Origin of the sequence: Streptomyces sp. AA4 (assembly GCF_000158875.1) — a bacterium.
Taxonomy (GTDB): domain Bacteria; phylum Actinomycetota; class Actinomycetes; order Mycobacteriales; family Pseudonocardiaceae; genus Amycolatopsis.
Genome location: NZ_GG657748.1, coordinates 63,921 through 90,710 on the forward strand (window position 1 = coordinate 63,921; position 26,790 = coordinate 90,710).

The window sequence follows — 26,790 nt, forward strand, 5'->3', positions numbered from 1 at the left end:
GCGGACTAGAGTGGGGAAGGCGGACGTCACCCCCCTGGCGTGTTCCGCATGGTCCTGCCGCCGACAGCGCTAACTCCCCCCTGCTGTCGGCGGCAGGAACACATTCCCCCCTCTTCATGCAGTCCGCGTGGAGGCTTGCGAGTGTCCCGCCCCGCGGTACCTGCAACCGGATTTGCGTCGACGTGCCACCCACTGGCACGGACGACGCTGATTCGGCGACCCCCGTTGTTGTGGATCGACCAGTGAGCACCCTAAAGTGAAGGTCATTCACGAGTCAACATGGATGTCGCAGACTGAGGCTCAACTCAACATCTATGTTCGCTGGGGGAAAGGGTCGGTGATGGAAGAACCAGGCAAAGGCAGCACGATCGCCGACCGCCTCCAGTACCTGGTCAATGTGCGGTCGGAGTCGCGAGGCGGCCCGTGGAGCGATGTCGAGATCGCCGAGGGCATCGAGAAGCAGGGGCTCGGGTCGATCAGCGCGCAGACGGTGCGGCGGCTCAGAATCGGTGAGACTGACGACCCGAAGATCGGCACGCTGGCGAGCTTGGCCAAGTTCTTCGGGGTCGAGACGTCCTATTTCACTGACGACGACCCGGCGGCGTCGATGAACGAGCTACGCTACCTGCTCGCCCTGCGGGACGGAACAATGCGGCATCACCTGATGCGCGCGGGCGAGCTCAGCGACGACAACCAGGACATCGTCGGAGGTCTCATCGCAAATCTGCTGGCCGTCGAGCGGAAGCACAACCGGCAGGCGGCCGGGGATACAGACGGGGGAAAGGGGACCTCGGCCGGATGACCGAGACTGGCGGGCCGGGGCCGCACGGCGATCGACAGCGCTCTCCGGGCGGGCCGATCGGCCGGTTCCGCGAGCTTCGGGAGCTTCGCCGTTCGATCGGCCGCGTCCTGGACGAAATCGGGGTGCCGAAGCCGTGGGACCTGGAGGAATTCGCCGCTCGTCTTGCCTCGTACCGCGGCCGCCCGATGGAGCTGCTGCCGCTTCCCCTGCCTGTGAAAGCGCCGGACGCGGTCTGGTTGCCGGGCCCGACCGTCGACCTGATCATCTACGACGCCTCCGCCGCCGATCTTCTCCGCGAGCACATCATTCTGCACGAACTGGGCCACATGATCTTGTGTCATCGCGGCTCCGCAGATCAGCCTTTCAATCCCAATCTGCTGCGAACGGTGGGCATGGAGCGGGTCGAGGGCGAGGACCCGTCGGTGCCGTTGTTCCGGCTGACCCATCCGGACGTGCTGCGCGCGCTGAGGATGGACGGGGCCGGCGACGACGACCTGGTTCAGGTGAGCCTGTACCGGGCGGGCTACTCCGATCCGCAGGAACGAGACGCCGAACTCGCCGCGCACATCATCTGGCACAGGGCCGGCATGCGCCTGGTTCCGGAAGGGCCCCGCGAACTCGATGGAGAGGCCGCCGACGCCGTGGACCGGATGGACGACGTGATGGGGCGCGTGCGTGGTTGACAGCATCGGCACCGTCTTCCACCTGTTCATCGTCGTCGTCGGGGTCTGCGTCGTCGTCTACAAGCTCGTCGACCTGATCCGCTCTCCCGGCAGGCCGGCGATGTGGGCGCTGTGGTCGGCGTTCCTGACGCTGACCTTGGCGATCATCTCCGGCCTGCGGTGGGTGCCGGTGTCGCCTGCCAGCGCCGAGGTGATCTGGATCGTCCAGCACTGGCTGATCTTCATCGCGTTCGCCGGGCTGGAGCTGTTCTTCTTCCTCTCGGTCATCCCGCAGCAGCGCCGGGCGTGGAGGGCGTTCGCGCCGCACGGAGCCGTTCTGCTGGCAGCCGCAGCGGCGATGACCGTCGGGTTCGTCGCCGCGTTGGCCACGGAGCAGCCGGACTTCTTGCATCTCGAACGCTATTTCGGTCTCTGGCTGACCTCCATGCTGCTGGCCTACACCGCCGGGTTCGCCGCAGCGATGCTCGCGATCTCCCGGCTCGCGTCGCGGTGGTCGCGGATCACCGACAGGCCGTGGATGCGTCGTGGCCTGCGCCTGTTGGCGATCGGCTGCTGGATCAGCCTCGTCTACAGCGCCCACAAGATCGCCTACAGCCTGCTGGTCGTGGCGGGCAGCCCGCCTCCGTGGTCGCAGCTGCAGGTGGAGGTCGTCCTCTCGGCCTTGGGCGTGACGTTCGCCCTGGTCGGTCTGGTCCTGCCCGCCCTCGGGCCGCGGTTGTCGGCGGCGCGGTCGTGGTTCCGGCACGCAGGCGCGTACCGCCGTCTCGAGCCGCTGTGGCGGGAATTCGCCGACCCAGACCGAGGGGTCACCCCGGAGGTCGTGCTGGCCAACCCGGCCCCGTGGTGGGCCACGACGTTCGCGCTGCACCGGCGGGTGATCGAGATCTGGGACGGGCGCAAACGGATCCGCGACTACCTCGACCCCGCCGTCGAACGCGCGATGTTCGAGACCGGCGTGCAACGCGGCCTGGCCGACACGGAACTGGCCGCGTTCGTGGAGGCCGAGTGCCTGCGCGAAGCCCTGCGCCTCAAGCGCGCCGGGAGACCGCCGCCCGACGCCGGCGGCATCCCCCCGCCCCGCACCGGGAACAACCTCGCCGCGTCGGTGACGTTCCTCGAACAGGTCGCCGCCGCCCTCGCCCAGCCCGCCCCCCCCGCAGCACAGGATCCCGTGACACCGTGACCGCTCAAAAGCCCGCCACCCGCGACTCGCACGCCAAGACGACCTTGCAGCGGGCCGCTCGGGTGATCACCGAAATCCTCGCCCCCTGGGCTGTGATCCTGTTGCTGTCATTGGCGATGGCTGCCAAAGCGACCGGATTCCGCCTCTGGCCGACTTTGTTGTGGGGGGCGGTTGTGGCGGTGTTCTCCGCCGGGGTGCCGATGGCGTTCATCACGCGCGGAGCAAAGGCCGGGCAGTACGACAGCCATCACGTCAACAACCGCGAGGGCCGCGGTCCGGTGCTGCTGGTGTGCTTCGGGTCGACCGCGATCGGGCTGACGATCCTGCTGGTCGGGTCCGCTCCCCCGGCCATGGTGATCATGACCTGGGCGATGCTCGCCGTTCTCGTCGTCACCGGCACGATCACGGTGGCAGCCAAGTGGAAGATCTCGATGCACGCGGCCGTGTCCGCCGGCGGTGTTGCGATGCTCGCGTTCCTCTACGGCCCGTGGGCGCTGCTGCTGCTACTGCTGGTCGCGCTGGTCAGCTGGTCGCGGGTCGTGCTGCGTGACCACACCCCCGGCCAGGTCGCCGCAGGAGGCGTCGCCGGATTCGTCGTCTGCGGCGCGCTGTTCCTCTGGCTGCTGTAAGCGGACCGACGACGATTCACCGCGTTGGTCGTCTCCGGTCCGCGCGGCAGCTGTCGGCCCGGCCGTCCCGCCAGGGCCGATGTTCCGGCCCTGGCCCCGACGCCGAATGTCGGCGAGGGCGTCGAGGTATCCCTGCCCGGCATGTCGTGCGGGCGGTCTCACCACGTCCGCGGCGCGTCCCGGGCATGGTTGAGTCGGCTATGACGGCTGCCGGGGGTTCCCGGCGGTGGCATCCGGCTGCGAGCGGAACTGCGGGTGCCGGGGTCGTGAGCCGCAGGAGCGTTGGCGTGACCGGCTGCGGGAGCGGCATCCGGTTCGGGGCGGATCACGAGCGCCTGGTCTTCGTCGTTGCCGGCGGCGGGTTCCCCGGGCGGCGGCCCGCCGTCGCGGTCCACACCTGCCCAGGGGTTCTGGCCATGTACCCAGTTCGGGGCCACGCGGCGGGTGAAGAACCACGGCGGATCGGGACGAAGCACCAGCGCCTGGTCTTGGTCGTCGTCGGCGGTTTCCCCGGGCAGCGGCCCGGGGAAACCCATCGCCAGGTGCTGGGCTTGGCGCCCCTGTGGCAGCAGCATGCGGAACCGCGACTCTTGTTCCCCCTGGCCCTCCATGAGGAACACGGTACGCCCGGAGGACGCCAGACCGAGTCTCGTCACCGAGGCATCGGCGGACCGGACCGGTGGCAAGCCGGTTCTGGACCGCCCGGGCTTACCGCCGACCGCGGCCGTGCGCATTGACGGCGGCGCCCGCGGCGCCCTTCACGGCCGACGCGTTCGCCGCACGCAGGGGCGCGAGCGTGGGAAGCGTGCAGGCGCCGAGGCCGTGGACGCCGTAGGCGACCGCGACGGCGATCCACGCGGCCCATTCCCCGCTGAGCCGCAGCTGGTTCGCCGCACGGAACTTGAGCGTCAACGCCGGAGGCGGAGCCGAGGCGTCCAGTCCCAGCCGGGTGACCTGGTCGTAGTTGAAGTTCTTCCAGTCGCCCTCGCTCTGGCACCACAGCCGGTGGGTGGTCACCACCACCGTGGCGAGGTCGTACTCGTGCCACTGCGCTGCGGACATCGCCCGCGCCTTGCGGCGCCCCCGCATCCGCATCGCGGCGGCGCCGACGACGAAGGCACCGACGAGCTCCGGGCTGCCGGCGACCACGGACAGCCCGCCGGGAACGTACTCAACGTCGCGGCCGTGGAAGCGCTCGTAGCGCGGAGCGGCCCGGCGCGCGCGGGAGAACTCGGCGAGCACGCGCTCGCCGGGGGCGCGGTCGCGAGGCATGGTGGGCGGAGGCACGATCGCCTCGCGCCGGATCCCGGCCGCGAAATCGCGGTCCAGCTCGGCCGCGGCGGTCCACCCCGCAGTCTCCTTGACGCGCATGCCCTCCCCCCCTTCTCCTCGACCTGTCAAGACCTCGGTACGTGTTCTACACAATAGCGTGTCGAGATCGTTTCCAGCAGGCAGAACGCCCGCGAGCGCCCCGGACCACCCCTGCCATCGTCGCTGTGCGTATCGAACCGGAGGCCGTACGGGCTCGATTCAGGGCCGACAGCGGAGCGTCAGGGCTGGTAGACGCGGTGAAGTCGGACTTGACTCAGCGTAGTTTTCCGGGAAAGAGTGGATCTTAGCGGGGCTTCCGGGACGTGCTGCGGCACAGCCGGAAGGCCTGTCGGCCGGTTCGGGGGGAATCGGCCACACCGGAGGTTGGGGGACCTCGTGATCGCTGTTTCCGTGTGCCGCCGCGGCGCTCGCCGCCCGGCGAGGCGTCGCAGCCGGACGCCGTCCGTCCCGCTGAGGGGCTGCGGGCGCGACCTCCCCCCATCCCGCCCAGGAAGCAATCGACTCCGGTCGTGAGACCGCACCGGCCGTGACGACGGCAGTGCCGGCGGCGAACGCGGGGGTCGAATAGTCGCATCGGCCCCGTCGCCCTCCCCGCCTTCCGTACGTCGTCCCCGGCCGGTTCACGTTCCCCGGGCACCGCGAAACCGCGTGGCCCGGGGCGTTTCAGCCAAGGGGGAACCAGATGATTACCGAGACGATCCCGGCGCCGCGCACGTCGCCCGAACCCGCGACGGACGACGGCGACGTAGTGATGACCTGGGACCGGTGGAGCGGATGGGCCCACCTGGCCCGCCACCGGCCGGGCGACACGGCACCGCCCGCCTTCGTCGGCCTCGCGCGCCTGCCCGGGCCGACCGCTGCCGACGTGCGCGCGAACCTGACGGCCAGCGGCCTCACCGTGCTCACCGAGTACGACGTCGACGAGCAGCTGACCGAATTCCGGGTCGGGCTGACGGCGGGCGCGCGATGAGCGCCGACCTGGACCCGGCCGTGCCGGCGATCCCGCAGCCCCGGCGGGCACGGGAAAAACCCTTCCACACCAACGTCTACGAGCTGCCCTCCGTGCGGGGAAAGCAGCAGCAGGTGCTGACCCCGGCAGTGCATGCGGGCGTCGCGCCCGTGCGCCGCCTGGCGGTCGGGGCGGTGGAGATGCCGGGCGGGCACAGCACCTACGCGCACGAGCACCCCGAGTCCGAGATCGTCGTCATCGTCGTCGAGGGGATCGCCGCGTCGCTGTGCGGCGAGGACATGACTCCCGTGCTGCACCGCCCGGGCTCGGTCATCTGGATCCCGCCCGGCGTGGCCCACGCTGCGGTGAACCTCCATCCCCGCGCGCGGGTACTCGGGTTCGAGGCGCGCACGGACCGCACCTTCGGCGAGGACACGGTCCTGCGCCCCGATCTCGACGCGCTCGTCGACGAACGCGTCCATCGGCTGCGCCGCGACTACGCGCGCGGCCGCCTCGACGCGCGCCTGCGCCCGGCCGCGGTACCCGTGCTGCGGGAGGGGGCGTGACTGCCGGCGGCGTCCGCGCCGCGCCGGAGCACGCCCCGGGGCGCACGCCCGTCGGGATGGTGCGGATGTCGGGCAACGAATCGCCGTCCGGGCCGCTGCCCGCCGCGCTGCGGGTGATGATGGACGCGGTCCGCGACGTGCACCGCTACCCCGACACCGTCAGCGCCGACCTGGTCCACGCGCTCGCCGAGCATCTGCGGGTGCCGCCGGAGACCGTGACGGTCGGGCCGGGGTCCTCGGCGCTGCTGCAACGCCTGCTGGCCGCGGTGTGCACCCGGACCGACGACGAGCTGCTGGTGCCGGACCCGGCGTTCCAGGCCTACAGGCTGTTCGCCGCGCACGCCGGCGCGCCGGTGCGCACCGTGGCGCTGAGCACGGACTGGGCGGTCGACCTGGACGCGGTCGCGGCGGCGATCGGGCCCTCGACCCGCGTCGTGGTGATCAGCAACCCGCACAACCCGACCGGCACGATCGCCGGTCAGCAGCAGCTGCGCCGGTTCCTGGCCGCAGTGCCCGCGGACGTGCTGGTCGTGCTCGACGAGGCCTACGTCGAATATGCGGCCGAGGGCCTGGCCGACGGCGTCGCGCTGGCGAAGGAACGCTGGGCCGGCGGCCACGACAACGTGGCGGTGACGCGCACCTTCTCCAAGGCCTACGGGCTCGCGGGACTGCGCGTCGGCTACGCGATCGCGCCGCCGATGCTGGCCGCGGAGCTCGCCGCCTCGGCGCTGCCGTTCGAGGTCTCCGGCGTCGGCCAGGCCGCGGCGCTGGCGTCGCTGGTGTCGCGCGAGCGGATGCGCGCGCGGTGCGACCTGACGGCCGCCGAACGCGCGCGCGTGCTGGACGCGTTGCGGGAGCAGGGATTCGTTCCTCCGCCCTCGCACGCGAACCACGTGTGGCTTCCAGTGGGCGAGGACGCAGCCCGGTTCGAGCGGCACTGCCGCGATTTCGGGATCGCCGTGCTGGCCTACCCCGGTCTCGGGGTCCGGATCACCCTCGGGTCCCGCGCTGACAACGACCTGATGCTCGCCGCCGCCCGCGCCTGGGCGAGCGGAGCCGGCGAGCGGACCCCGTGACCGCGCACCGCCGGTCCGTTCCGGCCGGGCAGGCTCCGGCGCTGGCGTCCCGGCTGGCGCGGCTCGTCGTCGGCGCCGTCGGCATCGGCGCGGGGATCGCGCTGCTGCAGCGGGCCCGGTTCGGCATGTCCCCGATGGACGTGCTGCACCTGGGCATCGCGCAGCGGTTCGGGTTCAGCCTCGGCGGCGGGATCATCGCCGCGCAAGCGGTGATGCTCATGGCGTTCCTGCCGCTGCGGATCCGACCGGGCGTCGGCACCGTGGTCGGGTTCGTGATCCCCGCGGTCGTCGCGGACCTGCTGCTCGCCGTGCTGCCGACGGTCGACCCGGTCCTTCCGCGGATCGGGCTGCTCGCCGCCGGAGGAGCCTGCTTCTGTGCCGGGGTCGCGACCTACCTCGCCGCCGAACTCGGGCCGATGCCCCGCGACGGGCTCATGCTCGCGTTCGGCAAAGGCCGTCCGCGCCGGATCGCGGCCGTCCGCATCGGACTCGACATCGCGTTCCTGGTCGTCGGCACCGCGCTGCTCGGCCCCGACGCCGCGCTGCACGGCGGCGGGATCGGCCCGGGAACGCTCGTCCTGGCGCTCGGCTGCGGACCGGCGATCGCGTGGCTGTTGCGCCGCGCCCGGAGGGGGCCGGGCCGAGCGCGGCGAGTTCCCGAACAAGCCCAACCCGGCAACGTGATTCCGCTGCCGTCGCAACGTTTCGACGTGTCACCGCACCGGTTCGACCGGTGATTCGCCGCCCTCGCAGGGGGCAGGGCGGCGCTGTTTCAGGGGGGAAACCGAACAATGGCATCTGCACGCACACCTGTCCGGAACAGACGGCTCCGGCGGCTCGGCGCGGTCGCCGCCGCAGCGCCAACGGTTCTCGCGGCAGTCGCGATCCCGGCCGCCGCGTCCGCCGACGCCGCCGCGCAGCGCACCTGCCGCGACGTCACGATCCCCGTGTCCACCGGGCAGCTCGACGCGTCCGTCCACGGAGTTATTTGCGCGCCGCGCGGCCCCGGGAACGGCGCCGTCCAGGTGCTGTTGCACGGAGGCACCTACAACTCGTCGTACTGGTCCAATCTGGACACCGGCGGCGGGGAGTCCTATGTCAGCCGCGCCGTCGCCGCCGGGTACGCGACGCTGGCGCTCGATGCGATCGGCAGCGGCGCCAGCAGCCACCCGGCCAGCACCCTGGTCACCGGCGCCGCACAAGCCGAGGCTGTGCACCAGGCCATCGCCCGGGCCCGGGCCGGGCAGCTCGACGGGCGCCGCTACCGGCAGGCGGCGCTCGTCGGGCACAGCCTGGGCAGCCTGGTCGCCGTCATGACCGCCAGCCGGTACCCGCGCGACGCCGACGCCGTCGTGCTCACCGCCTACTCCCACACGATCGACCCCGCCCAGGTGCAGCATTCCCTCGCGAACATGCACCCGGCGGCCGAGGAAGGACGGCCGCTGGACCCGGGCTGGCTGACCACCCGCCCCGGAGTCCGGCCCGCCCTGTTCCACTCCCCCTCTGATGCCGACCCGGTCATCACCGGCGCCGAGGAAACGCACAAAGACGTCGGGTCGGCCACAGAACTGGCCGACGCCGCGACAGTCGGCACCGCCGACGCCGCAACCAGGGCGATCACCGCGCCGGTGCTCGAAGCCAACGGGCAGCAGGACTCCTGGTCGTGCGCCGCGGTCGACTGCAGCAGCTCCGGCGCGTTCAAAGCCGCCGAACAACGCAACTTTTCCCGGCCCCTCTCGGCCTACATCCAGCCGAGAGCCGGACACGCCCTCACGCTGGCCGCCTCCCGCCGGGCGGCGCTGGACGCGATCACCGGATGGCTCGGCATCGCACTGCACCACCGCGCGCCCCAGGCCACCGACACAGCCGGACGGATCGCCGGCGAGCCATGAGCCCCTCCCGGGCACGTCTCGCGGCTGCCGCGCCACCCTCCACCCGCGGCGGCGGCATCCGCCCGCGAGGCCCGCCGCAGCCGCCGTGCACCACCGCTGTCTCCATTGTCCACACACAACCCCGCCCGTGGCGAAAGCCATGAACTCTCAAGGAGAAACGAATGATCAACACAAAGAAGGTGCTCGCCACCGGTCTGCTCGTCGCGGCAGTGTCCGGCACCCTCGGCCTGGCCACCTCGGCCGCTGCGAGCGCTGCCGTCTCTCCCGCGACTGCGTACGCCGCCCCCGCCGGCAACCATGACCCGCTGACCCGCGAGGGCGTCGTACGTCCGGACGGGACGCGGATCACCGCGTCGCCCGCTGGCAACCATGACGCGCTGACCCGCGAGGGCGTCGTGCGTCCGGACGGGACGCGGATCACCGCGTCGCCCGCTGGCAACCATGACGCGCTGACCCGCGAGGGCGTCGTGCGTCCGGACGGCACCCGTATCACCGGATTCTGACTATCCCCGCCGGGCGTTCCCGGGCGCGCCGCCCGCGCCCGGGAACACCCGGCGGCACCCGCGCAGCAGGAGCACGACAGCAGTCTTCCTGCGCCGCCACAACATTGCGACCAGCCGCCCAGCGCTGCAGGGGCAGGGCGGCGCTGTTTCCAGGGGGAATCGAACAATGGAACCTGCACGCACACCTGTCCGGAACAGACGGCTCCAGCGGAGGTTCGCCGCAGTGGCTGCCGCGGCGGCCACGGTGCTGGCGGCGGCCGTGATCCCGCCCGCCGCGTCTGCCGACACTGCCGCCGGGCAGCGAACCTGCCGCGACGTCACGATCCCGGCGAAAGTCGGGGTGCTCGACGTGTCCGTCCACGGCGTCCTGTGCACACCGGACGGCCCGGCCAAGGACACCGTCCAGCTGCTGCTTCACGGAGGCACCTACAACGCGTCCTATTGGGACTACCCCGTCGCCGGAGGCCGCTATTCCTATGCCCGGCAAGCGAATTCCGGCGGCTACACCACGCTGGCGCTCGACCGGCTCGGGTCGGGAACAAGCTCCCGGCCGCTCAGCGCGCAGGTGACGGTGGACAGCCAGGCCGACGTCGTGCACCAGGTCGTCAGGCGGCTCAAAGCGGGCGAGGTCACCGGATCCCAGATCCCGCGCGTCGCGCTGGTCGGGCACTCGATGGGCACCGGAGTCGCGTCGGTCGAGACGACCACCTACCACGACGTCGACGCCGTTGTGCTCACCGGCGGCACCTCCCAGCTCGACACCGGCGCGCTGCTCAAGACGCTCACCTCGCAAGTGTGGCCGGCCGCGCTGGACCCTGCCTTCGGGCCGCTGATCGACCCGCTGTACCTGACGACGCGGCCCGGCGCGCGTGCCGCGGCGTTCCACGACGCCGGCGACGTCGACCCGGAAGTCGTCCGGTACGACGAATCCACCAAGGACGTCGCCTCGCCCGTCGAGCTGACCGGAGTCGTGCTGAAGGGCTTCTCGCGCAATACCACCCGCAAGATCACCGTGCCGACCATGCTGCAGGTCGGCAGCCACGACCGCCTCTTCTGCGCCCCGGGCAACGCCGTCGACTGCGCGTCCCCGCAAGCCCTGGCCCAGGCACAGGCCACCGCGTTCGGCCCGGCCGCGCGCCTGCACACTTCCGTGCTTCCCGGCGCAGGGCACGACCTGCAGCTGGCGCGCAACGGCGCAGACGCCGCCCGCGACGTCACGCACTGGCTCGACACCACCCTCCCAGCGCAGTAACCGGCCGTCGTCGCGGCGCGAACAGCCGCCGCGTCGCGACGACGGCCCCGCTCCCTCGTGCCGCTCGCGCACCCTCTGCGCCGAGCCGCTGCCCGGCACGCAGCACCGCGAACCGTTCCCGGAGAAGGACTTCCCGTCATGTCGATCACCACGAACGCGGCGTTCGCCCGCCGACGCCCCGCGTCGATTCCCGTCCATCTGGTCGGCTCGCTGCCTCCGCCGCTGCACCGCGACATCCGCGCCGCGCTCGCCTGGCCCCTGGTCCACTGCGGGGACGCGCCGTTGACCGCGATGTACTACGAGCCCGACCCGCGGTGGATGGTCGACTGGCTCGACAACCTGGCGCGGATTCCCGCGCTCGAACAAGTTCGCTCCGGCGCGAGCCAGGGATACGACGACGTCCCCTACTACCGGATCCGCCCCGGGCACGAGCTCGACCCCGCCGACCTCGCGATGGGCCGCATCGCCCAGACCGAGGCCGTGTTCGCCGTCCTGGACACCCTCGACACCGGCGCCGTCCCGCGCCGTTTGCAAGTCGGCATCCCCAACGCGTTCGACCGCGCGGTCTTCGCCTCCGGCTCGCCCGAGGCCGCCGATGAGTGGATGCCCGCGCTGCAGGCCTCCGTCATGGACGAAGTCGCCGCCCTCGCCGCCCGGTGGGGCGACCGGGTCCAGCTGCAGCTGGAAAGCCCGGCCGTCCTGGCCGCCTACCATCGCGCCGCGCACGAGGACTGGCCGCTGCTGACGGCCGAACTTGTCCAGCAGGTCTCGGGAATCATCGAAGCAGCGCAGGATGCCCGCTGGATCCTGCACCTCTGTTACGGCGACCTCGAGCACGAGCCTCTCTTCACGCCGGTCGACCTCGACGCCGCGGTGCAGTTCCTCAACGCCCTGGCCGACGCGCTGGCCGAGCGGGGCATCCCGATGCCCACCGTTCACCTGCCCGTCGCGCACGGCAGCGCACCGCCCTCCACCGACCCCGCGTTCTACCGGGCGCTGCTGCGGCTGCGACGCGGAATCCACGTCATCGCGGGAGTCGTCGCCGAGGACCACCCCGTCGAGAGCCGTCACGCGCTCGTCCTGATCACGGACGCCCTGGGCGGACCGGTGGAGGGCATCGCTGCCGGATGCGGACTCGGGCGGCGCACCCTCGCCGCGGCGGCCGCGAACATGGCCTTGGCAGCTCGGCTCGCCCACGGGCGGAGTCCGCTGTCCGCCCGCCGGACCGCATGACGGCCCGGCGGCTCGACCATGACCACCCGCGGCGTCGCGATCTCGGTGTTCTCCGGCGTCGGCGGCCTGGACCTCGGCGCGGAGAAAGCGGGTTTCGAGGTGCGCGCCGCGGTCGAACGCGACGTCAACGCCGCCGACACGATGAGGAAGAACTTCCCGCATCTGGCCGGCTCGGTCATCTGCGCCGACATCCTCGACGTCCCCACGACAGAGATCATGGCGGCAGCGGGTCTGTCCCGGCGGGAGCGGCCCGACCTGCTCATCGGCGGCCCGCCGTGCACCCCGTTCTCGAAGTCCGGCTTCTGGCTCGACTGGAAACGCGCAGGGCGCGACCCAGCCGCCGGCCTTCTCCAGGAGTTCACCCGCGTCCTGAGGGAGGCGCGGCCCCGCGGCTTCGTCCTCGAGAACGTCTCCGCACTGACCTTCGACAACAGGGCCAGCCGTCCCGCGTTCCAGCGCCTGCTCGCTGAAGCCGACGCCGCCGGGTACAAGCACGCCTGGAAAGTGTTGAACGCCGCCGACTTCGGCGTCGCGCAATCGCGACAGCGGCTGTTCGTGACCGGGGTGCTCAAGACCGAAAAGACGACGCCCGGGCTTCCCGTGCCCGGGTTCGGCGGCACCCGGAACCGCCGAGTACCAGGAGATCCCGGGAAGCCGCATGTCACGGCGGGCCAAGCGCTGGAAGGCCTGACCGCGAGCCCGGAACCCTCGGACGAGGTCGCAGGACGGTACGGCCACCTGCTGCCCGGCATCCCTCCCGGCGGGAACTACCTGCACTACACGGCCGAACGAGGACACCCGGCGCCGCTGTTCCGCTGGCGCTCGCGCTACTGGTCGTTCCTGCTCAAACTGGACCCGGACCGGCCCTCCCCCACCATTCAGGCGCAGCCCGGCCCGTACACGGGCCCGTTCCACTGGGAGAACAGGCGCCTGCGCATCCCCGAACTCAAAAGACTGTTCGGTTTTCCCGACGAGTTCCAGTTCACCGGAAGCCGCAACTCCGTCCAGTCCCAGATCGGCAACTCCGTTCCCCCGGAACTGAGCCGCGCGGTGATGGCCACGCTGTTCGGCAACGGAGCCGAGGAACGGTGATCATGGTGGCCCGCAAGGCAGAACCGCCGGAGCACGCGATCGCGGTGCCCGCGGCCGACCCCGGCCGCGCTGGCGCTGGCGCGCCGACCTGAGTTCATGCCGACAATCACCTCGTGCCCGCCTGGCATAGTCCCGGTCCGCGCAGATTCGACGATCCTGGTACCAAGGTGACCCGCGCTCGCAATCCTGGCGAGCCGCAACGCTTTTCGACTCAGAAGGAGTCCCGAATGCAGCCCAAGCTTCCCCATCTAGATCTCCCCCACGACGTACTGCGGCTGGTGCGTCTCTCCGCCGCCATCGCCGGGGAGACACCGGAGGAGTGGGTGTCCGAACTCGTCCGCCGCCACGTCGACACCGTGCCGCCGCCACGGGGCCCGCTGCTCATCGAAAGCCCCGCAGCGGCCGAATCCGAGGACCACAGCGACGGCGAACCTGCCAGCGACGCGGCCGAGAACGCGAAGCGGGCCGAGGGGCGCGACGAGCGGGTGCTGGACGACACCGCACTGGTCCTGACCACTCTCGCCGGGTCTGATCTGCTCAACGGCGACAGCCATGTGAGCGCGGCGGCGCTGCTGGGGCTCATGCGCGAGCAGCACAAGTGGCCGGCTGGACCGAAAGGGTTCCGACGCCTCTCCGCAGCGCTCGTGTCGGCGCGCGTCGCCGCTGCGTCGGTGACGCGCGGTACCAGCAAAGTGAAGTCCTACCCGGCCAAGGCACTGCAGCGCGCGCTCGACAAACTCCGCTGATCCCGCAGAGAACGAGCCGCGCGTCCGCTCGGCCCCGGCTCTCCGGCTGCGGAAAGGGGGTCGCTGCGGGAGGCGATCCGCGGACGAACGGGACAGGACCATCGACCTGGCAGCAGGCGTCCCCCCGGGGGCGAGGTCAGCCGACGTGCGGATCATCCGGTTCCGCCGCGCGACCACACCGGGCGACGTCGGCGGCCGCGGCTGTCGCGGTGCAGGCGGCATGCGGCCAGGGCACGTGCTATGCGAGGGCGCAGAGCGGGCCGGCGTCGAAAAGCGTCCCCCGGCCCGGATGCGTCCTGGGGGAGAACACCGCCCGGGCCCGGCGCGCGGCGTCGGGCCCGGGCCGAACCACCAGTGATCGGGCGCACCACCGACCGCGCCGGTTCGCTGATGCAAACAAGCGGGCGAGGTGATTCGTTCTGGTTTCCTTGCGCGAGGGCTCACGCCTTCGATAGGCACGAAGAAACACTCTTGCCTAGGAGCGACGTGAGTTTGAGCGAGGAACGGGGATCGCTGAGCGCAGGTCCCGATACTGATTTCGACTACCTCAACCCCGTCTTCGCCGACGACGTCCACGAACGGTTGAGGGAGCTGCGGGAGAGATGCCCGGTGGCGCACAGCCGGGCCCAAGGCGGTTTTTACATAGCCCTCCGTCACCCCGCCGTAGCCGAGGCCGCCCGTAATGCATCAGGTGCCTTCAGCGCCGCCGTGAACATCGGCGCCGCTCCCAAAGTGGCACCGGAATTGCCATGCGCAGCACCGATGTTCGAGGAGGACGGCGCCGAACACCGCCAGTGGCGACGGCTCCTGGCACCCCACTTCACCGCCTCTGCGGCTGCCGAGCACGAGGACTACGTCCGTCAGCTCTGCCGGGAGGCAATCGCGCGATTCGTCACCGAGGGCCAGACGGACCTCGTAACTTCGTATTTGCGCGTCATCCCGCCCCTCGTTGCGGCTGCGGTGCTCGGCATCCCCGAGCAGCACCGGCCTGCGCTGGCCGCCCACGTCCGCGCCTTCATGACAGCCTCCACCCCGGACGAGGAAGAGAGCCGCGGTGCGGCCTACACGACCTTCCTCGCTGCCCTCCTCGACGACGTCTCCGACGAGTCAATGCTCGGCACCGTCGCACGCACCTCGGTCGGCGGCGAAGTGCCCAGCCCGTTGCAACAGGCGAAGTTCGCCAGCCTCATGCTCGCCGCCGGGCACCTGACGGCCTCGGACGCCTGCGCTGGCGTCCTGCTGCACCTGTTCGACGACGATCGTCTGCGGGCCCGCGCCGCCGCCGATCCGGCCTTCCTGACGGAGGTCATCGACGAGTCCGTGCGCCACGAACCGGCCGTCACCGCTACCGGCCGGGCGGTGGTCAAGGAAGTCGAACTCGGCGGTGTGCGGCTGGTCCCGGGAGACCGCCTAGTGCTGCTGTGGCCTTCCGCGAACCGTGACGAAGCCGTTTTTCCGGACGGGGCGGAATTCCGGATGGGCAGGGAAGAACCCGGAGCGCAGCAGCTTGCCTGGGGCACCGGTCCTCACCAGTGCATTGGCAAGCACTTAGCGCGGATGGAGATCAGGGTCATGATCGAAGAACTGCTGGCAGCAATCCCCGATGTTCGTCTGGCACCCGGGACCCGCCCGCGCCGGACATTCGGAGTCATCCGCGGCGTCTCCGAGCTTCCGGCGTGCTGGTCGTCGCCGTAAGACGCGCCTTGGTGGGTGATGCAGGGTGCATCACCCACCAAGGCGGGACAAGCGACCCGTTCTTACCGCTTCGCCCCGGCCGCGCCGTGGCGTTTGTACCACGCCGCCAGCTTCGTCCGGTCACCGTCGAGATGGAGCTTGTTGTACACATCCGTCAGCTGTCGGCTCACGGTTGCTGCCGAGACATTGAGTTCGATCGCGATGTCGCGGTTCTGCCAGCCGGCAGCCACCATCGACACGATGCGCAGCTGGTGTGCATTCAACGTGACCGGCGGAGCCGGGCTCGGGATGTACATCAGCTTGATGATCCCGTCTTTTCCGAGGCCGCGTCCCTCCAGTTCTAGCTTGTCGTAGCCGTTCCGACCTATCTGGCTCGTGATCAAATCGATCTTGGCGTCCCGGTGCTGGCCGAAGCTGGGCAGGCCGGGGATCGCGACGTGGTGCTCCTCCTGCCAGGCACTCGATGCGCCAGACAATCTGGCCGCGGCCTCCGGGTCGTGCTTGGCGAGCTCCCACCATTTGACTTCGGCGGTCCAGCCCGGAGCCCACCGATCACCGAGAGCGAGCTGCGCGGAGATCACCTTGCCGCCGACATCCAACCGTTTCGTGCGCTTCGGCAGCATGTAAAGCCATTGCGCCCACGTGATGGCCCACGGTGCGCCGGCGCGTTCGGCGTGCGCCAAGCATTCATCTGCCGTGAGGTCTGCCAGGTGCGCGGGGCCGATAAGCCCGGCGCTCATCCCCAGCATCAGCCTGGCCATTTGTTCATCGCCGGCGAAGTCGGGCCCCATGGTCGCGAAGCCGTCCGCCGCGGCCCTGAGCATGTCCATCCCCGCCGGATCGAGCATCACCAGCGCCTGGTACGTGCCCTCCGCCGCCAGCGCCGGCGGGAAGTCCCGAGCCTCGGGAAACATTGCGGCGATCTGCTTGATTTCCCGCAGATGCTCCAGCGCGGTCGGATCGCCGAGGACAGTGCGCATGAACGCGATGGAGGAAAGGGCGCCGACCCTGGTCAGCGTCGGCACCTCGCTCTTGATCGCCAGAAGGCCGTCGAACCACCGTGCCACCAGGGGCTCTTTGGCGTGGTGGTACGGCATCCTCACACGATGGGCGTTCGTTGCGATGGTGAGGCCCTGCTCGACCTCACGGCGCTCAATACACCAGTCGATCGCCGCGTCCACATTCGGCGCGTCCACATTCAGCGCGTCGAGCCAGGGCTTCTCCTGCGGGGAGAACCACTCCCTGGCACCGTCAGACGCCAGCTTGGCCACCCAGTCGCGGTGACGGTCCCGGAAGACGGATAGGTCTTCACCCAGCACGTCGCCCAGCATTTTCAGCCCGTATTCTTGCAGCGCGGCGTGCTGGGTGAAGCGGCCGGACGCATCGGGGTCGACGATCGACCGCAATTTGAGGTTGCCCAGAAGGTGCTCGACTTTGTTCCGCGGCAGCTTTTCGTCGCTGCACACTTCCTGGACGGCTGCGAGTCCGAAGCTTTCGCTGAACACGCTGAGCCTTGCCCAGAGCAACTGCTCCTCTTCCCCGCACAAGTCCCACGACCCCGACATGGTGATGTCGAGCCGCCGATGGTGCTCCCGAATCCCTCGGGCCCCCGACGAAAAGCCCAGCCACAAGAGGCCTCGCTCCTCGATCTTCGCCAGCAGGTCGACAGCCGTGGCACCCAGGCCCAGCTGAGCGGCCAGCAGATTCAGAATCAGGGGCGAGCCCTGCGAATAGCGGACCAACGCGACTAGATCGGCCCACGCGTTGATTTCAATGACCGGCCGTCCGGCGGCTTTCGTAGCCCGGTCGAGGAACAGGTTCATCGCATCCGTCAGCCCATCGGCGGGGCCGGCGTCCTCGGCGGGGCAGGTCAGCGGCTGGACAGAGACGATGCTCTCGCCCCAGATTTCCAGGTTCTCGCGGCTGGTCACCACCACTTGCAGCCCGCTCGCGTCGTCCTGCCCCAGGAGCGTCTCCAGGACACACGCCACGTCGTCGGCAACCGGTTCGGCGTTGTCGATCACCAGGAGCGCCCGACGATGGCGAAGCCGAGCCGAAAGCAGGGAGATTAGCGAGTCGAAATCCCGCGCGGCTGGCTGATGGCTATCCATCAGCGCAGCGGCGACGTCACCAAGAATCCGCGGAGCGAGATCAGCCGGGGGGCCAGCGGAGGCAGCGGACTTCACAAAACGGATATACTTCTCCAGGCTGACGAAAGCCGTATCTTGGTACGTTTTCCGTCGAAGAAGATCTCGGTACAGTTCTTGTGCCAGCCGGGTTTTGCCGATTCCGCCCCACCCGAGCAGCTCAATCAGCCGCTCTCCCCCGGCGAGCTTCTGCCGCAGATCATCGAGCGCCTGGTCCCGGCCGATCAGCTTGGTCAGACCCGGGATGAAGCCATCCCCCATATCCCCCCCGTTCTTGGCCATGCGCCAGCCTGCCCCTCCCCAGGGATTTACAGCATGCGCCACGCGGACGCCTCGGCTTTACCAGCGACACCAGTCCGCGTGCTGGCACCCGATCTCGCCGCATCCTAACCGGGTCCTCATGCCCTCCTCGCCTGACAGTGAGGAGGGTGACCAGGCGTTTTCCCGACGAAGCGAGGACCCTGCGGAAATCTGAGGAGGCATGAGGACCCCACAGCCTCCCCGAATCCGCCACAGTGGAATAAAGCGTCCACGCTGGGCCTGGCACACCGGGGAGGTTGCTGATGGAGCCGACGGATGACCCGGCCCACCGGCCGCACCCCGCCAGCCGCAGAGCAGCAACGAACTTCGACGCCCTGTTCCCCGCGTTGGTACTCGGCCCCGAAGCCGTGCGCCGGGAGCTGAGCTTCTCCTTGAGGAGCGCGTCGACGCCGCCAGTGCCGCCCTCGACCTGGCCAGCCGTCCACGCCTCCACAGGCACGGCCGAGGCCTGACCACGCCTTACGTCCGGTCTTTTCGTTGGGAGACATCGCAATGCCGCACGTTCTCGCCGAGCGCGACCTCGCGGTGGTCAGCCGGACTTGGCCGCCGGCGACCGACCCGTCCCTCCTCGCGGCGGAGATCGCCTCGCGCGGCGTGGTCCAGACCCATCTCAACCTCGCCAGCGTGGGCCTCGCCCGGCTCGACGCGCCGAGCTCGGCCGCCCTCCGCGCCGCCTTCGACCGCGCCCGGGTTCTCATCCCCAGCATGTCCGCGACCTACAACATGGTCGACCCCGACCGCGCTCGCCGGTGCCGCGCCGCCGCCGAGGCCACGGTCCTGATACGCCGGGCTCCGGCGCTCGGCGCGGGGATGGTCAGCCTCTGCGCGGGAAGCCGCAACCCCGACGACAAATGGGCCTGGCATCCCGGCAACTCCGAACCCGATGCCTACGCCGACCTGGTGGACGAACTGCGGCTGCTGCTCCCCGCCGCGCGCGAAGCCCGGATCGTGCTCGGGATCGAGCTCGATCCCGGCACAGTCATCGGCACCGCCGCGGCTGCCCATCGCCTCCTGCACGACGTCGGCGACGGAGTCGGCATCATCCTCGACCCCGGCAACCTCATCGCCCCCGACAACGTCGACCGCCAAGCCGAGATCATCGACGAAGCCTTCGACCTCCTCGGCCCGCACATCGTGGCCGTCCACGCCAGAGACTCCCACCCAGCCGGCACGCTCGGCAGCGGACTCGTCGATTTCGATCGTGTCTTCCGCCGGTGGTCCCGGCTCCCGCGCCGGGTGCCCGTCGTCATCCACGACGCCGAACCCGACGACGTCTCCGAGGCCCGCGCTTTCGTGCTCTCCCACCGCGCAGCGGCATGACCCGTCCCGACCACGCCCAACTGATCCTGATGCACGGCCTCGGCGTCGATATCGGCCGGGACAACATCGAAAAACCCCGGCAGATCGCGGGGTTTTCGCGCACGTGGAAAGTTCGTTGGCGAGGCAATGCGGTCGAGGAGGACAAGAGAATTGTCCGCCGGGTCTTCGCGCCCGCAGTGGCGCGTATTTGGCAGTCGGTTGCCGGGCTCGGTTGTCGCAGGCGAGCGGTTCGGCTATGGGCCCACGTCGCGTGTCGCGACCGTTGCAGCGAGTCCTTCGGTCGATGTGCCCGTTGTCGTCTCGGGAGGCCGCTATTCGCCGAAGGATCCGGGGTCGACAAGCTGCCGCACGGCGGAGGGGCTGGGGAAGTCTTCAGGCACTGCGTCCATCAGCGTTTCGTTGGCGGGTTGGCCGAGCCAGTATCCGGAGTTGCGTTTCTCCCCGATGACGCGGAATCCGGCGTGTTCGTAGGCGGTGATGGCGGCTTTGTTCGGGGAGAGCACGGAGAGGTACACGCAGCGCAGGTTGGTGATGTGGAAGGCATAGTCCAGGGTGAGCCGCGCGGCGTCGGTTCCCAGTCCTTTGCCGCGGTGGTCCGGGCCGAGCTGGATGATGAATTCGCCGGTGCGGACGTGGTGGTCGATCAGCACCGCGGCGGTGCCGGCCGGGGTCGGCGGGGTCGTGGTGATGTCGTAGACGGTGAAGCGGAGCTGGTCGTCGGTGCCGCGGGCCTGGTGCTGGAATCCTTCGCGCCGGTTCGCGAGCGAGTCGGGGGTTTGGCGGCCGTAGCCGACGAGCGTGCCGGGGTCTTGCTCCCAGTCCCAGTACAGGTCGACGAGGTCTTCGCTGAACGGGCCGATCCCGGCTCGTTCACCGCGGAGCCAGATGTGCGGTTCGTTCATCGTTTCTTCCCTCCGTTGTCGCGCGCCGGGATGGTGCGCAGCACTGCGAACCGCGCGGTCGACGGCGGTTCCGCGATCCGTTCCCGATCGTCAGTCTCCACCCAGGCGTGCAGCCGGACGGGGTCGGCCGCCGCGCCGTGGCACCACGTCACCCGTCGGCGCGACACGGCCAGCAGCATCAGTACCGCCGCGGATTCCTCCAGGCACGCCACCCGCCCCGGCGCGAGCAGCCCTGCCTTGCGGACTGCGTGCACGGCCCGGCGGGCGTCTTCAACGGTGGCCGGGCGGGCGGTGCGCCGCGCCGCCACGGTCAGCAGCCGGCTGAGCCGGGCCACGCGACCCCGGCGGGGACCGGCTGCCAGGACGGCGAGCACGAGGGCCAGCGCCGTCCCGGCGAGCACGGTGGCGGCCAGCGGCACGGGAACCGGTTCGGGTCGTCCGGCGGCGAGTTCCTGGGTGCCCCAGCTCGCCTCCCACGCGGGTCCGTTCGGCGGAGGCGACCAGGGTTCCGGGCGCGGCGAGGGCGCGAGCAAACCGGCGTCGAGAAGCTGGCCGCGCAGCGTGCGCGCAGAGGCCTCGTCCAGCGCGGTCGTCGCGGCCGGATCGCCGCTGGCGGCGAGTTCGGCCCACCATCGTGCGGCCGGGCCGATCAGGGTCTCCGCCCGGCCGGTCCGGTAGTTCACGATCACCGTGGAGGGACCGACGTCAACGGCTCGGACGTGTGCGGGGGCGGTGAGGTAACGGGGACTCATCCTGCTCTTTTCGCCGTGCCGGACGCTGTCCACGCGATAGGGGGCTCGCGGTCGAGGGCGCGCAGCCAGACTTCGGCGGCGACGGCGGGCTCGACGGTCGAGAACGGCGCCGGAAGCCCGGCCGCGGTCAGCGTCAGGCTGCGGCGCAGCGCGTCCGGATCGACGAGGCCGAGGGCAGCGAGCCGGCCGTCGGCGAGATCGTGCAGGGCGGGCAGGTTGGCGCGCATGCCGCCGTAGTGGTCCGGGGTGAAGTCGCCCTTCGTGGTCCGAGCTGCCAGCCGTGGAGGAAACAGGCTGCCCATGGCAGCGGCCAGCACGGGCTTGTAGCTGGCCGGGCCAGGACGTTCTCCCAGCGGGACCGACAGGCAGGCGTCGACGACGCAGGAGTCGGTGAACGGGTTCGCCAACGCCACGCCGACGTGTTCGGCAAGCTGGATGTCGGCGCGGGCGGACCGGCCGACCTCGGCCATGCCCTCGGCAGTCAGCGTCGTGGCGAACATCCCGGCAGGAACGTCGACAGCTCGCGTGGCCGCCCGGTCCGCCATGGCGGAGGCGCGGCCGCGCGCGTCGGCCGTCGCCCACGGAGGCACCGGCTCCGTGGCGTGCCAACCGATATGGCCGTCCTGCGTCGTCGAGGACCCGCCGATGCGGAGCCCTCTCGCCAAGGCCGCCAGCGCGTCGGCGCGACTGGTGCGCGCGGTCCGGCGCGCGGCGGCCAGCAGGGGCCACGCGGGCAGCCGCCGCAACCGTGCCCACCGCATCGTCTCGACGACGGCCCGCCGGCGACGGCCGGTCGCGACGAGGTCGGCGAGCATGATCGGCGGCGTGCACAGCAGGCTGTCGCCGCCGTCGCCGGTGAGATGGCAGTCGGTGCCGATCGTGTCGCGGATCCAGCGCAACTGCCCGGCGAAGCGGGCATGCGCGACAGTCGAAGGCGCAGGCTCGTCGGTCGCCCGAACCTCCCGCAGCCCGCTGTAGGGGGCGTGCTCACCGGTCAACGGCAGCAATCGATGCGCGACACCCGCGTGCTGGGCGGCGAGTCGTGCGTAGTCCAGGTCCCCGCCGCTGGCGCGTCCGGCGGGATGCACCGTCACCCCGGTCACGACCTGCCCCGGTTTCGCCTGGCTCGCGGCCAGCAGCGCCAGCGCGGTGGAGTCGAACCCTCCGGACAAGTCCGACGTCAGCGACGTCGCAACGTCCAGGCGCACCTTCGTCGCCGAGGCCAACTCCCTGCGCAGCCGCCCCGCAGGCGAACCCGCCTGCGGCTTGGGCTGCCACACCCGGTCCACGCGCGCCCCGTGACCGTCCATGGCGAGCCGGTGTCCAGGCGGGACAAGTGCGACGCCCTCGAACGCGGACCGCTCGGCCAGCAGCACCGGCACGAACGGCGCGAGCAGGCAAGCCGCGAGCCGGTCCACGTCCGGCCGCGCTCCGGCGAGTCCGGCCAGCGCACGGGAACTGGACGCCCAATAGATCCCGCCGTCCGCCGCAACCGTGTAGATCGGCGACGCGCCGCCGAGATCGGTCCAGACCCGAGTCGCGGTGCGGGTGACCTCGACCGTCGTGTAACTGCCCGGCCAGCGCCACGCCACGTCGTCCGGCACGCCGCGCTCGGCGAGCCGAGCCACTTCGGCCGCGGTGATCCCGCAGGCGCCGACGACCGCGACGAACCGCGGCCCGCACCAGACCGCACGCACCTCGTGCCCTGCCCACCGGCCGCACGTCCAGCATCCCGGCACCGTGGGCCAGATCCTCGCGTGCCCCACCGGGGCGCGCGGCGGCGCGGCCGACACCGCGAAACCTCCGAACCAGCGCATGTCCTCCCCTTCCCTGCCGCCGTCGCGAGGGATCAGTTGTAGGCCCGCCGCTTGTCCTCCGAGTGGCCCATGCCTAGGCCCTGGGTCGCCGCGGACACCTCGCCGAGACTGACCAGCAACACCGGCTCCTCGACCGCTCGGCCGCGCTCTGCCCGATCGGCCCCGTTCTCCGGCACGTTCTCCATCTCGTCCTCCTTTTTCCGTTTGCTCACAGGTTTTCGACCGCGCGCTCCCTGCCTTCGATCGGGAACTACGCGGATTCGAGGGAGAGTTCGGCGACCTTGGCCAGAATCGCCGTGCTATCGCCCAGGGCATCGCGCTCCATCGGGGAAACGCGCCACCGCACGACTCCCGAGACGACCCTGCTCGGGGGAAGACAGACGACGTCCCCCGGCGGAACGACCTCGACGCCGGGCGCGAGGGCGAGGCCGTCGTTCACGCGGAAGCCGGGTTCGACGAAGAACCATGCCCCGTGCGGCCACAGCGCCACCGGGCCGAGCGGCCGGCCGCCGTCGAACGCGGCGAGCACCTGCTCGCCGATGCTGACCGGAGTCCGCAGGACAGCGAAGCGCGGGCCGACCAGCGCGAGGATCGCTTGCCGCTGCCCGGACCACCATTGCGCGATGACGCGGCGGTCGACGGTGGCCTCGGACGACGGCACCGTCGGCTCGCGGGAACCGAGCGGCGCGCACGTCAGCGGATGCCAGGCGGTCAGTCCGTCGCACACCGGGCCCGGCAGCACCGGCCAACCCCGCGCCGCATAGCGCTCGGCAGCCGAGCGCAGCGCCCGCAGCCCGACCCCGCGGTCACCCATCAAGCGGCGCGAACGGCTACCGCCCACACCAACGGTCATCGAAAGTCCTTCCGGAGGAGAGGTTTTGTCCGCGCAGCAGCCTCGGGGCACAATGCAGGACGGCATTTGGTAAATGAACAGGAATCCGCTGCCGAGATGGCGGTGGAGGACCCGGGGGTGGCGACTCCGACACCGGCCGGAACAGGGTCGACGAACCCTCAGCCAACCGGCGGCGGACCGCCACTACGTGAGCTGTCGGTGCGAAGGGTGCGGCACCAGCCGCCGGTCAGGCCGCACTGTGACCGGCAGGCCTCGCGCACGGTGGCGCCCGGTCCCGGCCCGGTCAGGGGACTCGGAGATCAGATGCCGGCCCGCGGTCCGCCAGACCGTGCACCGCGAACGTCGGAACACGAACAGCCATGGCGTGGAGCATTCGCGGCACCGGCCGCGCTCGTCCGGCGCGTGCGCGGCGAGCAGCGCCCGACACGCATCGACCAACTGGGCGAGCATCGTCTCGGACGCTGCCGCTCTCGACCGGTCGTCGGCCTTACCCAGAAGAATCTCGAAGCGGTCGAGTTGCGCCGCCACCGCCGCGTGCAGTGTCGCGTTCGTTGGGTCATCCACGGTGAGGCCCCTCCTCCGGCGCGCTCGACGGCCACGCCGGTTCGTTGGGTGAACGGGGCGGAGGCAGCCGCGACAGCAGGTCCGGCGGGACGAACGCCGCGAGCGGCACGGACGGCAGGTCCAGGCGCACGGCGTACGCTGCCTCGGCGAAGAACCGGCACGGCCAGAACACGAGCGTCCCGCACGTGGAGCAGATGTTCTGCGTTCCGGGTTCGGGCAGGTGCAAGGTCAGGTCGTTGACGGCCTCGCTCACGCCGCCGACCGGGCTGTCCGCCGCGACGACCAGACACCTCACCTGCCGGATGGGCACGGTGTCCGCCAGGTCGGGGCCCATCAGGGCGCTACGCCCTGGCGGCAGCGGCGAGCGCCTGCCTCGAGGGAAAGCGCGGCCGGAACCAGCGCCAGCCCGCGGCCGGCTGATCGCAGAGGCGGACCGGTTCGGCGGGCCGCGTCGGCACGAACCGCACACGCGGACCCGCCGCGTGCGCGCGGGCGCCTGCCAGCACCCGGCCCAGCAGCCAGACCGAAGCGACCACGACCGGCGTGAACCCCGCCAGCGACGGGAGCCTCGCTTGCAACGTGCTCACCCCGGGCAGCGGACATCACCCTGCACCAACGCTGCTGCTTTCGTGCCGGCATCGTCAATCCTCTCTCCGCTCCTCCCGAGCCTCGCGCGCCGCCCGCTCCGAGTCCAATGCCCAGTAGGCACACGGCGACGGCGAATAAGACAGCCAGGCATAATCACTGGCAGACGGGGCCAACAGCCACGGCCGCGGCGTCGATGCCGACGTCAGCTGCACCGGAGGGAACGATCGTGATGCACAATGACGACGACTGGCTGTCTTCACGAGTCCCGGCGGAGTTCAAACTGAACACATCGTTGCTGCCAGAGGCGCTGACGGCCTACCGTAATTCACGAGGTCTGACGCAGACGGACTTGGCGAAACTCCTCGGAATACACCAGACCTACCTTTCCAAAATCGAAAGCGGGCACCGGAAAGTATTCGACATCGAACTGATTTTGCGTATCGCGTCCCAGCTCGAACTCGATCCGGAGGAGTTGGGGATCGCCCGCAGCATCCTTGAACCCGTGACCCCACCGGCCAACACGGCCCTGGTCGGGCTAGTGGACGGGGTGCAGGAGAGCCAGAACGCCTGGAGACATGCACGTCGACGGCTGAACAAGCATCGGGGAGAGCTGGCACAGGCGTCCGCCACGCTCTATGACGCCGAAGCGCGCATCGGCAACGCTCCGTTCCTCGCTTTGGAACGATGGATGCCATCGTCGCCCCTGCCCCTCTCCGACATCTCGTTGGAATGGTCGGACAGCGTCGAGCCGGTCCCTGTGACGGGAACCGAGCCCGAAGCCCATGGAGTTCTTCCGCTGCGAGCGCCCGGGCGCAGATTCACCCGATACACCACGGCGATCAAATACCTCGACCCGCCCGCGCTCTTCGAAAACCGCTCAAGCTACCGGCTGCTGGACTGCAACCTGCGCGACCCGCGACCCGCGATGCGCTTCACTCTGGGAAGCTACTTCGACAAACTCGACGTGTCGGAGGCCATCGCGCACGAACTGTCCGCGTCGCCGTCGTGCCAGGCCGACCCGCCGAAAGCCAACTGGGCCGAACTCCCGCTGCGGGGCCTGATCGGCAACCCGTTCGATCTCTCCCGGCGAGCGCTCATGCCCGCGATCGAGACACTGACGATCCGCCGCTCCAATTCCGGCGAACCCACCTTTCTGCTGCACTGGCGCGATCCGCAGAAAGTCGCTACCGCCGGCGGCATTTACGGGCTGATCCCCGCCGGAGAATTCCAACCGTCGACCATCGCGACCCGCGATCGGGAAAACGATTTCGATCTCTGGAAGAACATCGTCCGCGAATACGCCGAAGAAGTGCTCGGCGAGCCCGAACGGGACGGATCGCAAGCCGAACCGATCGATTACGGCTCGTGGCCGTTCTACGCGCACATCACCGCCGGCATACGCGAGGGCGCGGTATCCGCTTATTGTCTCGGGATGGGCATGGACGCCCTCACGTTGACCGCGACAATCCTCACGGTCGTCGTTTTCGACAGCGCAACGTTCGACTCCCTGTTCAGCGGCGCGGTCGATGTCAATCCCGAAGGGGTTCTCATGTCCGCGGCCGGAGCGTCGAAAGTCACCGACGGACTTCCTTTCAACGAGATCACCATCAAACGCCTCCTGTCCGACGAACCGATGGCTTCACCGGGAGCGTGCATCCTGGACCGCGCCTGGCGCTTCCGCGACCAGCTGCTTCCCTAAATGTCCAGCCATCAAGACCGCCAGCTGACGCCGCGAGCACGGCGGACCGACCGCGCATCGCCTCGCTCATCGGCTGTTCCGGTCCTACCCGATCTCTGAGCGCGCGCAGAGGTCGTGCATCCCGGATCGCCCGACATCGCCGGTCCGCGCCCGGCGGATCCCGGACTGCCGCCAGGTCCTGTCCCTGCCCGTTT

General features: G+C 70.4%; 27 protein-coding genes. 17 read left to right on the forward strand and 10 right to left on the reverse strand.

Translation table 11 applies throughout. The features are described from left to right. Positions 1–256: 256 nt before the first annotated feature. From SSMG_RS42810 to SSMG_RS40580, 4 genes are all read left to right on the forward strand, one after another. Complete coding sequence (locus tag SSMG_RS42810; protein WP_009086123.1) at positions 257–802, forward strand: helix-turn-helix transcriptional regulator; 546 nt, start codon at positions 257–259, stop codon at positions 800–802. Positions 803–924: 122 nt separating this feature from the next. Further along, positions 925–1,485 (forward strand): hypothetical protein, encoded by a 561-nt coding sequence (locus tag SSMG_RS40570; protein ID WP_286157108.1) that lies wholly within the window; start codon positions 925–927, stop codon positions 1,483–1,485. Next, positions 1,478–2,668, forward strand: coding sequence for an MAB_1171c family putative transporter (locus SSMG_RS40575; protein ID WP_009086127.1), 1,191 nt, complete (start codon positions 1,478–1,480; stop codon positions 2,666–2,668). Before SSMG_RS40570 ends, SSMG_RS40575 begins: the two co-directional genes overlap by 8 nt. Beyond that, positions 2,665–3,297 carry a phosphatase PAP2 family protein gene (locus tag SSMG_RS40580; protein WP_009086128.1) on the forward strand — a complete coding sequence of 211 codons (633 nt, stop codon included), beginning with the start codon at positions 2,665–2,667 and terminating at the stop codon, positions 3,295–3,297. Before SSMG_RS40575 ends, SSMG_RS40580 begins: the two co-directional genes overlap by 4 nt. Before the next feature lie 158 nt (positions 3,298–3,455). On the opposite strand, the gene SSMG_RS40585 is transcribed toward SSMG_RS40580, so the two are convergent. Next, positions 3,456–3,908 (reverse strand): hypothetical protein, encoded by a 453-nt coding sequence (locus SSMG_RS40585; protein WP_158688147.1) that lies wholly within the window; start codon positions 3,906–3,908, stop codon positions 3,456–3,458. A gap of 97 nt (positions 3,909–4,005) precedes the next feature. Then, positions 4,006–4,668: a hypothetical protein gene (locus tag SSMG_RS40590; protein ID WP_009086133.1), complete on the reverse strand. Its 663-nt coding sequence runs from the start codon at positions 4,666–4,668 to the stop codon at positions 4,006–4,008. Between the two features lie 643 nt (positions 4,669–5,311). Between SSMG_RS40590 and SSMG_RS40595 the strand changes: the two genes are divergently transcribed. The 11 genes from SSMG_RS40595 to SSMG_RS40645 all read left to right on the forward strand — a co-directional run bounded on the left by SSMG_RS40595 (position 5,312) and on the right by SSMG_RS40645 (position 15,633). Beyond that, positions 5,312–5,599, forward strand: a complete 288-nt coding sequence (locus SSMG_RS40595) for a hypothetical protein (RefSeq protein WP_037719173.1) — start codon at positions 5,312–5,314, stop codon at positions 5,597–5,599. Beyond that, positions 5,596–6,144 (forward strand): cupin domain-containing protein, encoded by a 549-nt coding sequence (locus SSMG_RS40600; RefSeq protein WP_037719175.1) that lies wholly within the window; start codon positions 5,596–5,598, stop codon positions 6,142–6,144. Before SSMG_RS40595 ends, SSMG_RS40600 begins: the two co-directional genes overlap by 4 nt. Next, the gene (locus SSMG_RS40605) at positions 6,141–7,220 is read left to right on the forward strand and encodes an aminotransferase class I/II-fold pyridoxal phosphate-dependent enzyme (RefSeq protein WP_009086137.1); all 1,080 of its coding nucleotides are present in this window, start codon (positions 6,141–6,143) and stop codon (positions 7,218–7,220) included. The genes SSMG_RS40600 and SSMG_RS40605 overlap by 4 nt, the downstream gene beginning before the upstream one ends. Then, positions 7,217–7,957 (forward strand): YitT family protein, encoded by a 741-nt coding sequence (locus tag SSMG_RS40610; RefSeq protein WP_009086139.1) that lies wholly within the window; start codon positions 7,217–7,219, stop codon positions 7,955–7,957. Before SSMG_RS40605 ends, SSMG_RS40610 begins: the two co-directional genes overlap by 4 nt. 54 nt (positions 7,958–8,011) lie before the next feature. Continuing rightward, positions 8,012–9,112, forward strand: a complete 1,101-nt coding sequence (locus SSMG_RS40615) for an alpha/beta hydrolase (protein WP_009086141.1) — start codon at positions 8,012–8,014, stop codon at positions 9,110–9,112. A 161-nt stretch (positions 9,113–9,273) separates the two neighbouring features. Further along, positions 9,274–9,615 (forward strand): hypothetical protein, encoded by a 342-nt coding sequence (locus tag SSMG_RS40620; protein WP_009086143.1) that lies wholly within the window; start codon positions 9,274–9,276, stop codon positions 9,613–9,615. Positions 9,616–9,838: 223 nt separating this feature from the next. Beyond that, a complete protein-coding gene (locus SSMG_RS40625) occupies positions 9,839–10,867 on the forward strand; it encodes an alpha/beta hydrolase (protein ID WP_037719178.1) in 1,029 nt (342 codons plus the stop codon). Positions 10,868–11,005: 138 nt separating this feature from the next. Next, the gene (locus SSMG_RS40630) at positions 11,006–12,100 is read left to right on the forward strand and encodes a hypothetical protein (protein ID WP_037719180.1); all 1,095 of its coding nucleotides are present in this window, start codon (positions 11,006–11,008) and stop codon (positions 12,098–12,100) included. A gap of 18 nt (positions 12,101–12,118) precedes the next feature. Continuing rightward, positions 12,119–13,192 carry a DNA cytosine methyltransferase gene (locus tag SSMG_RS40635; RefSeq protein WP_009086148.1) on the forward strand — a complete coding sequence of 358 codons (1,074 nt, stop codon included), beginning with the start codon at positions 12,119–12,121 and terminating at the stop codon, positions 13,190–13,192. Between the two features lie 227 nt (positions 13,193–13,419). Then, on the forward strand, positions 13,420–13,938 hold the full coding sequence (locus tag SSMG_RS40640; RefSeq protein ID WP_037719182.1) for a hypothetical protein: 519 nt from the start codon (positions 13,420–13,422) through the stop codon (positions 13,936–13,938). 486 nt (positions 13,939–14,424) lie between these two features. Then, the gene (locus SSMG_RS40645; RefSeq protein WP_158688148.1) at positions 14,425–15,633 is read left to right on the forward strand and encodes a cytochrome P450; all 1,209 of its coding nucleotides are present in this window, start codon (positions 14,425–14,427) and stop codon (positions 15,631–15,633) included. A 62-nt stretch (positions 15,634–15,695) separates the two neighbouring features. On the opposite strand, the gene SSMG_RS40650 is transcribed toward SSMG_RS40645, so the two are convergent. Continuing rightward, positions 15,696–18,062, reverse strand: a complete 2,367-nt coding sequence (locus tag SSMG_RS40650; RefSeq protein WP_078561251.1) for an AAA family ATPase — start codon at positions 18,060–18,062, stop codon at positions 15,696–15,698. Between the two features lie 531 nt (positions 18,063–18,593). On the opposite strand from SSMG_RS40650, the gene SSMG_RS40655 reads away from it, so the two are divergent. Further along, positions 18,594–19,421, forward strand: coding sequence for a sugar phosphate isomerase/epimerase (locus SSMG_RS40655; protein ID WP_009086155.1), 828 nt, complete (start codon positions 18,594–18,596; stop codon positions 19,419–19,421). Positions 19,422–19,732: 311 nt separating this feature from the next. Here the strand turns inward: SSMG_RS40655 and SSMG_RS40660 are convergent, their stop codons facing one another. The 7 genes from SSMG_RS40660 to SSMG_RS40695 form a co-directional block, all read right to left on the reverse strand. Further along, positions 19,733–20,323, reverse strand: coding sequence for a GNAT family N-acetyltransferase (locus tag SSMG_RS40660; RefSeq protein WP_009086157.1), 591 nt, complete (start codon positions 20,321–20,323; stop codon positions 19,733–19,735). Continuing rightward, entirely contained in the window at positions 20,320–21,075 is a 756-nt protein-coding gene (locus SSMG_RS40665; RefSeq protein ID WP_009086158.1) for a lasso peptide biosynthesis B2 protein, read from the reverse strand. The genes SSMG_RS40660 and SSMG_RS40665 overlap by 4 nt, the downstream gene beginning before the upstream one ends. After that, positions 21,072–22,892, reverse strand: coding sequence for an albusnodin/ikarugamycin family macrolactam cyclase (locus SSMG_RS44150; RefSeq protein ID WP_078561253.1), 1,821 nt, complete (start codon positions 22,890–22,892; stop codon positions 21,072–21,074). Before SSMG_RS44150 ends, SSMG_RS40665 begins: the two co-directional genes overlap by 4 nt. 32 nt (positions 22,893–22,924) lie before the next feature. Then, entirely contained in the window at positions 22,925–23,077 is a 153-nt protein-coding gene (locus SSMG_RS40675) for an albusnodin family lasso peptide (protein ID WP_106430337.1), read from the reverse strand. A gap of 65 nt (positions 23,078–23,142) precedes the next feature. Beyond that, positions 23,143–23,745: a bifunctional DNA primase/polymerase gene (locus SSMG_RS42815; RefSeq protein ID WP_234392919.1), complete on the reverse strand. Its 603-nt coding sequence runs from the start codon at positions 23,743–23,745 to the stop codon at positions 23,143–23,145. Positions 23,746–24,301: 556 nt separating this feature from the next. After that, on the reverse strand, positions 24,302–24,643 hold the full coding sequence (locus SSMG_RS40690; RefSeq protein WP_009086168.1) for a hypothetical protein: 342 nt from the start codon (positions 24,641–24,643) through the stop codon (positions 24,302–24,304). Between the two features lie 7 nt (positions 24,644–24,650). After that, on the reverse strand, positions 24,651–24,896 hold the full coding sequence (locus tag SSMG_RS40695) for a hypothetical protein (protein ID WP_009086170.1): 246 nt from the start codon (positions 24,894–24,896) through the stop codon (positions 24,651–24,653). A gap of 230 nt (positions 24,897–25,126) precedes the next feature. Here SSMG_RS40695 and SSMG_RS40700 point away from each other — a divergent pair, with 230 nt between their 5' ends. Continuing rightward, positions 25,127–26,596 carry a helix-turn-helix domain-containing protein gene (locus SSMG_RS40700; RefSeq protein ID WP_037719188.1) on the forward strand — a complete coding sequence of 490 codons (1,470 nt, stop codon included), beginning with the start codon at positions 25,127–25,129 and terminating at the stop codon, positions 26,594–26,596. The last annotated feature ends 194 nt before the right edge of the window (positions 26,597–26,790 follow it).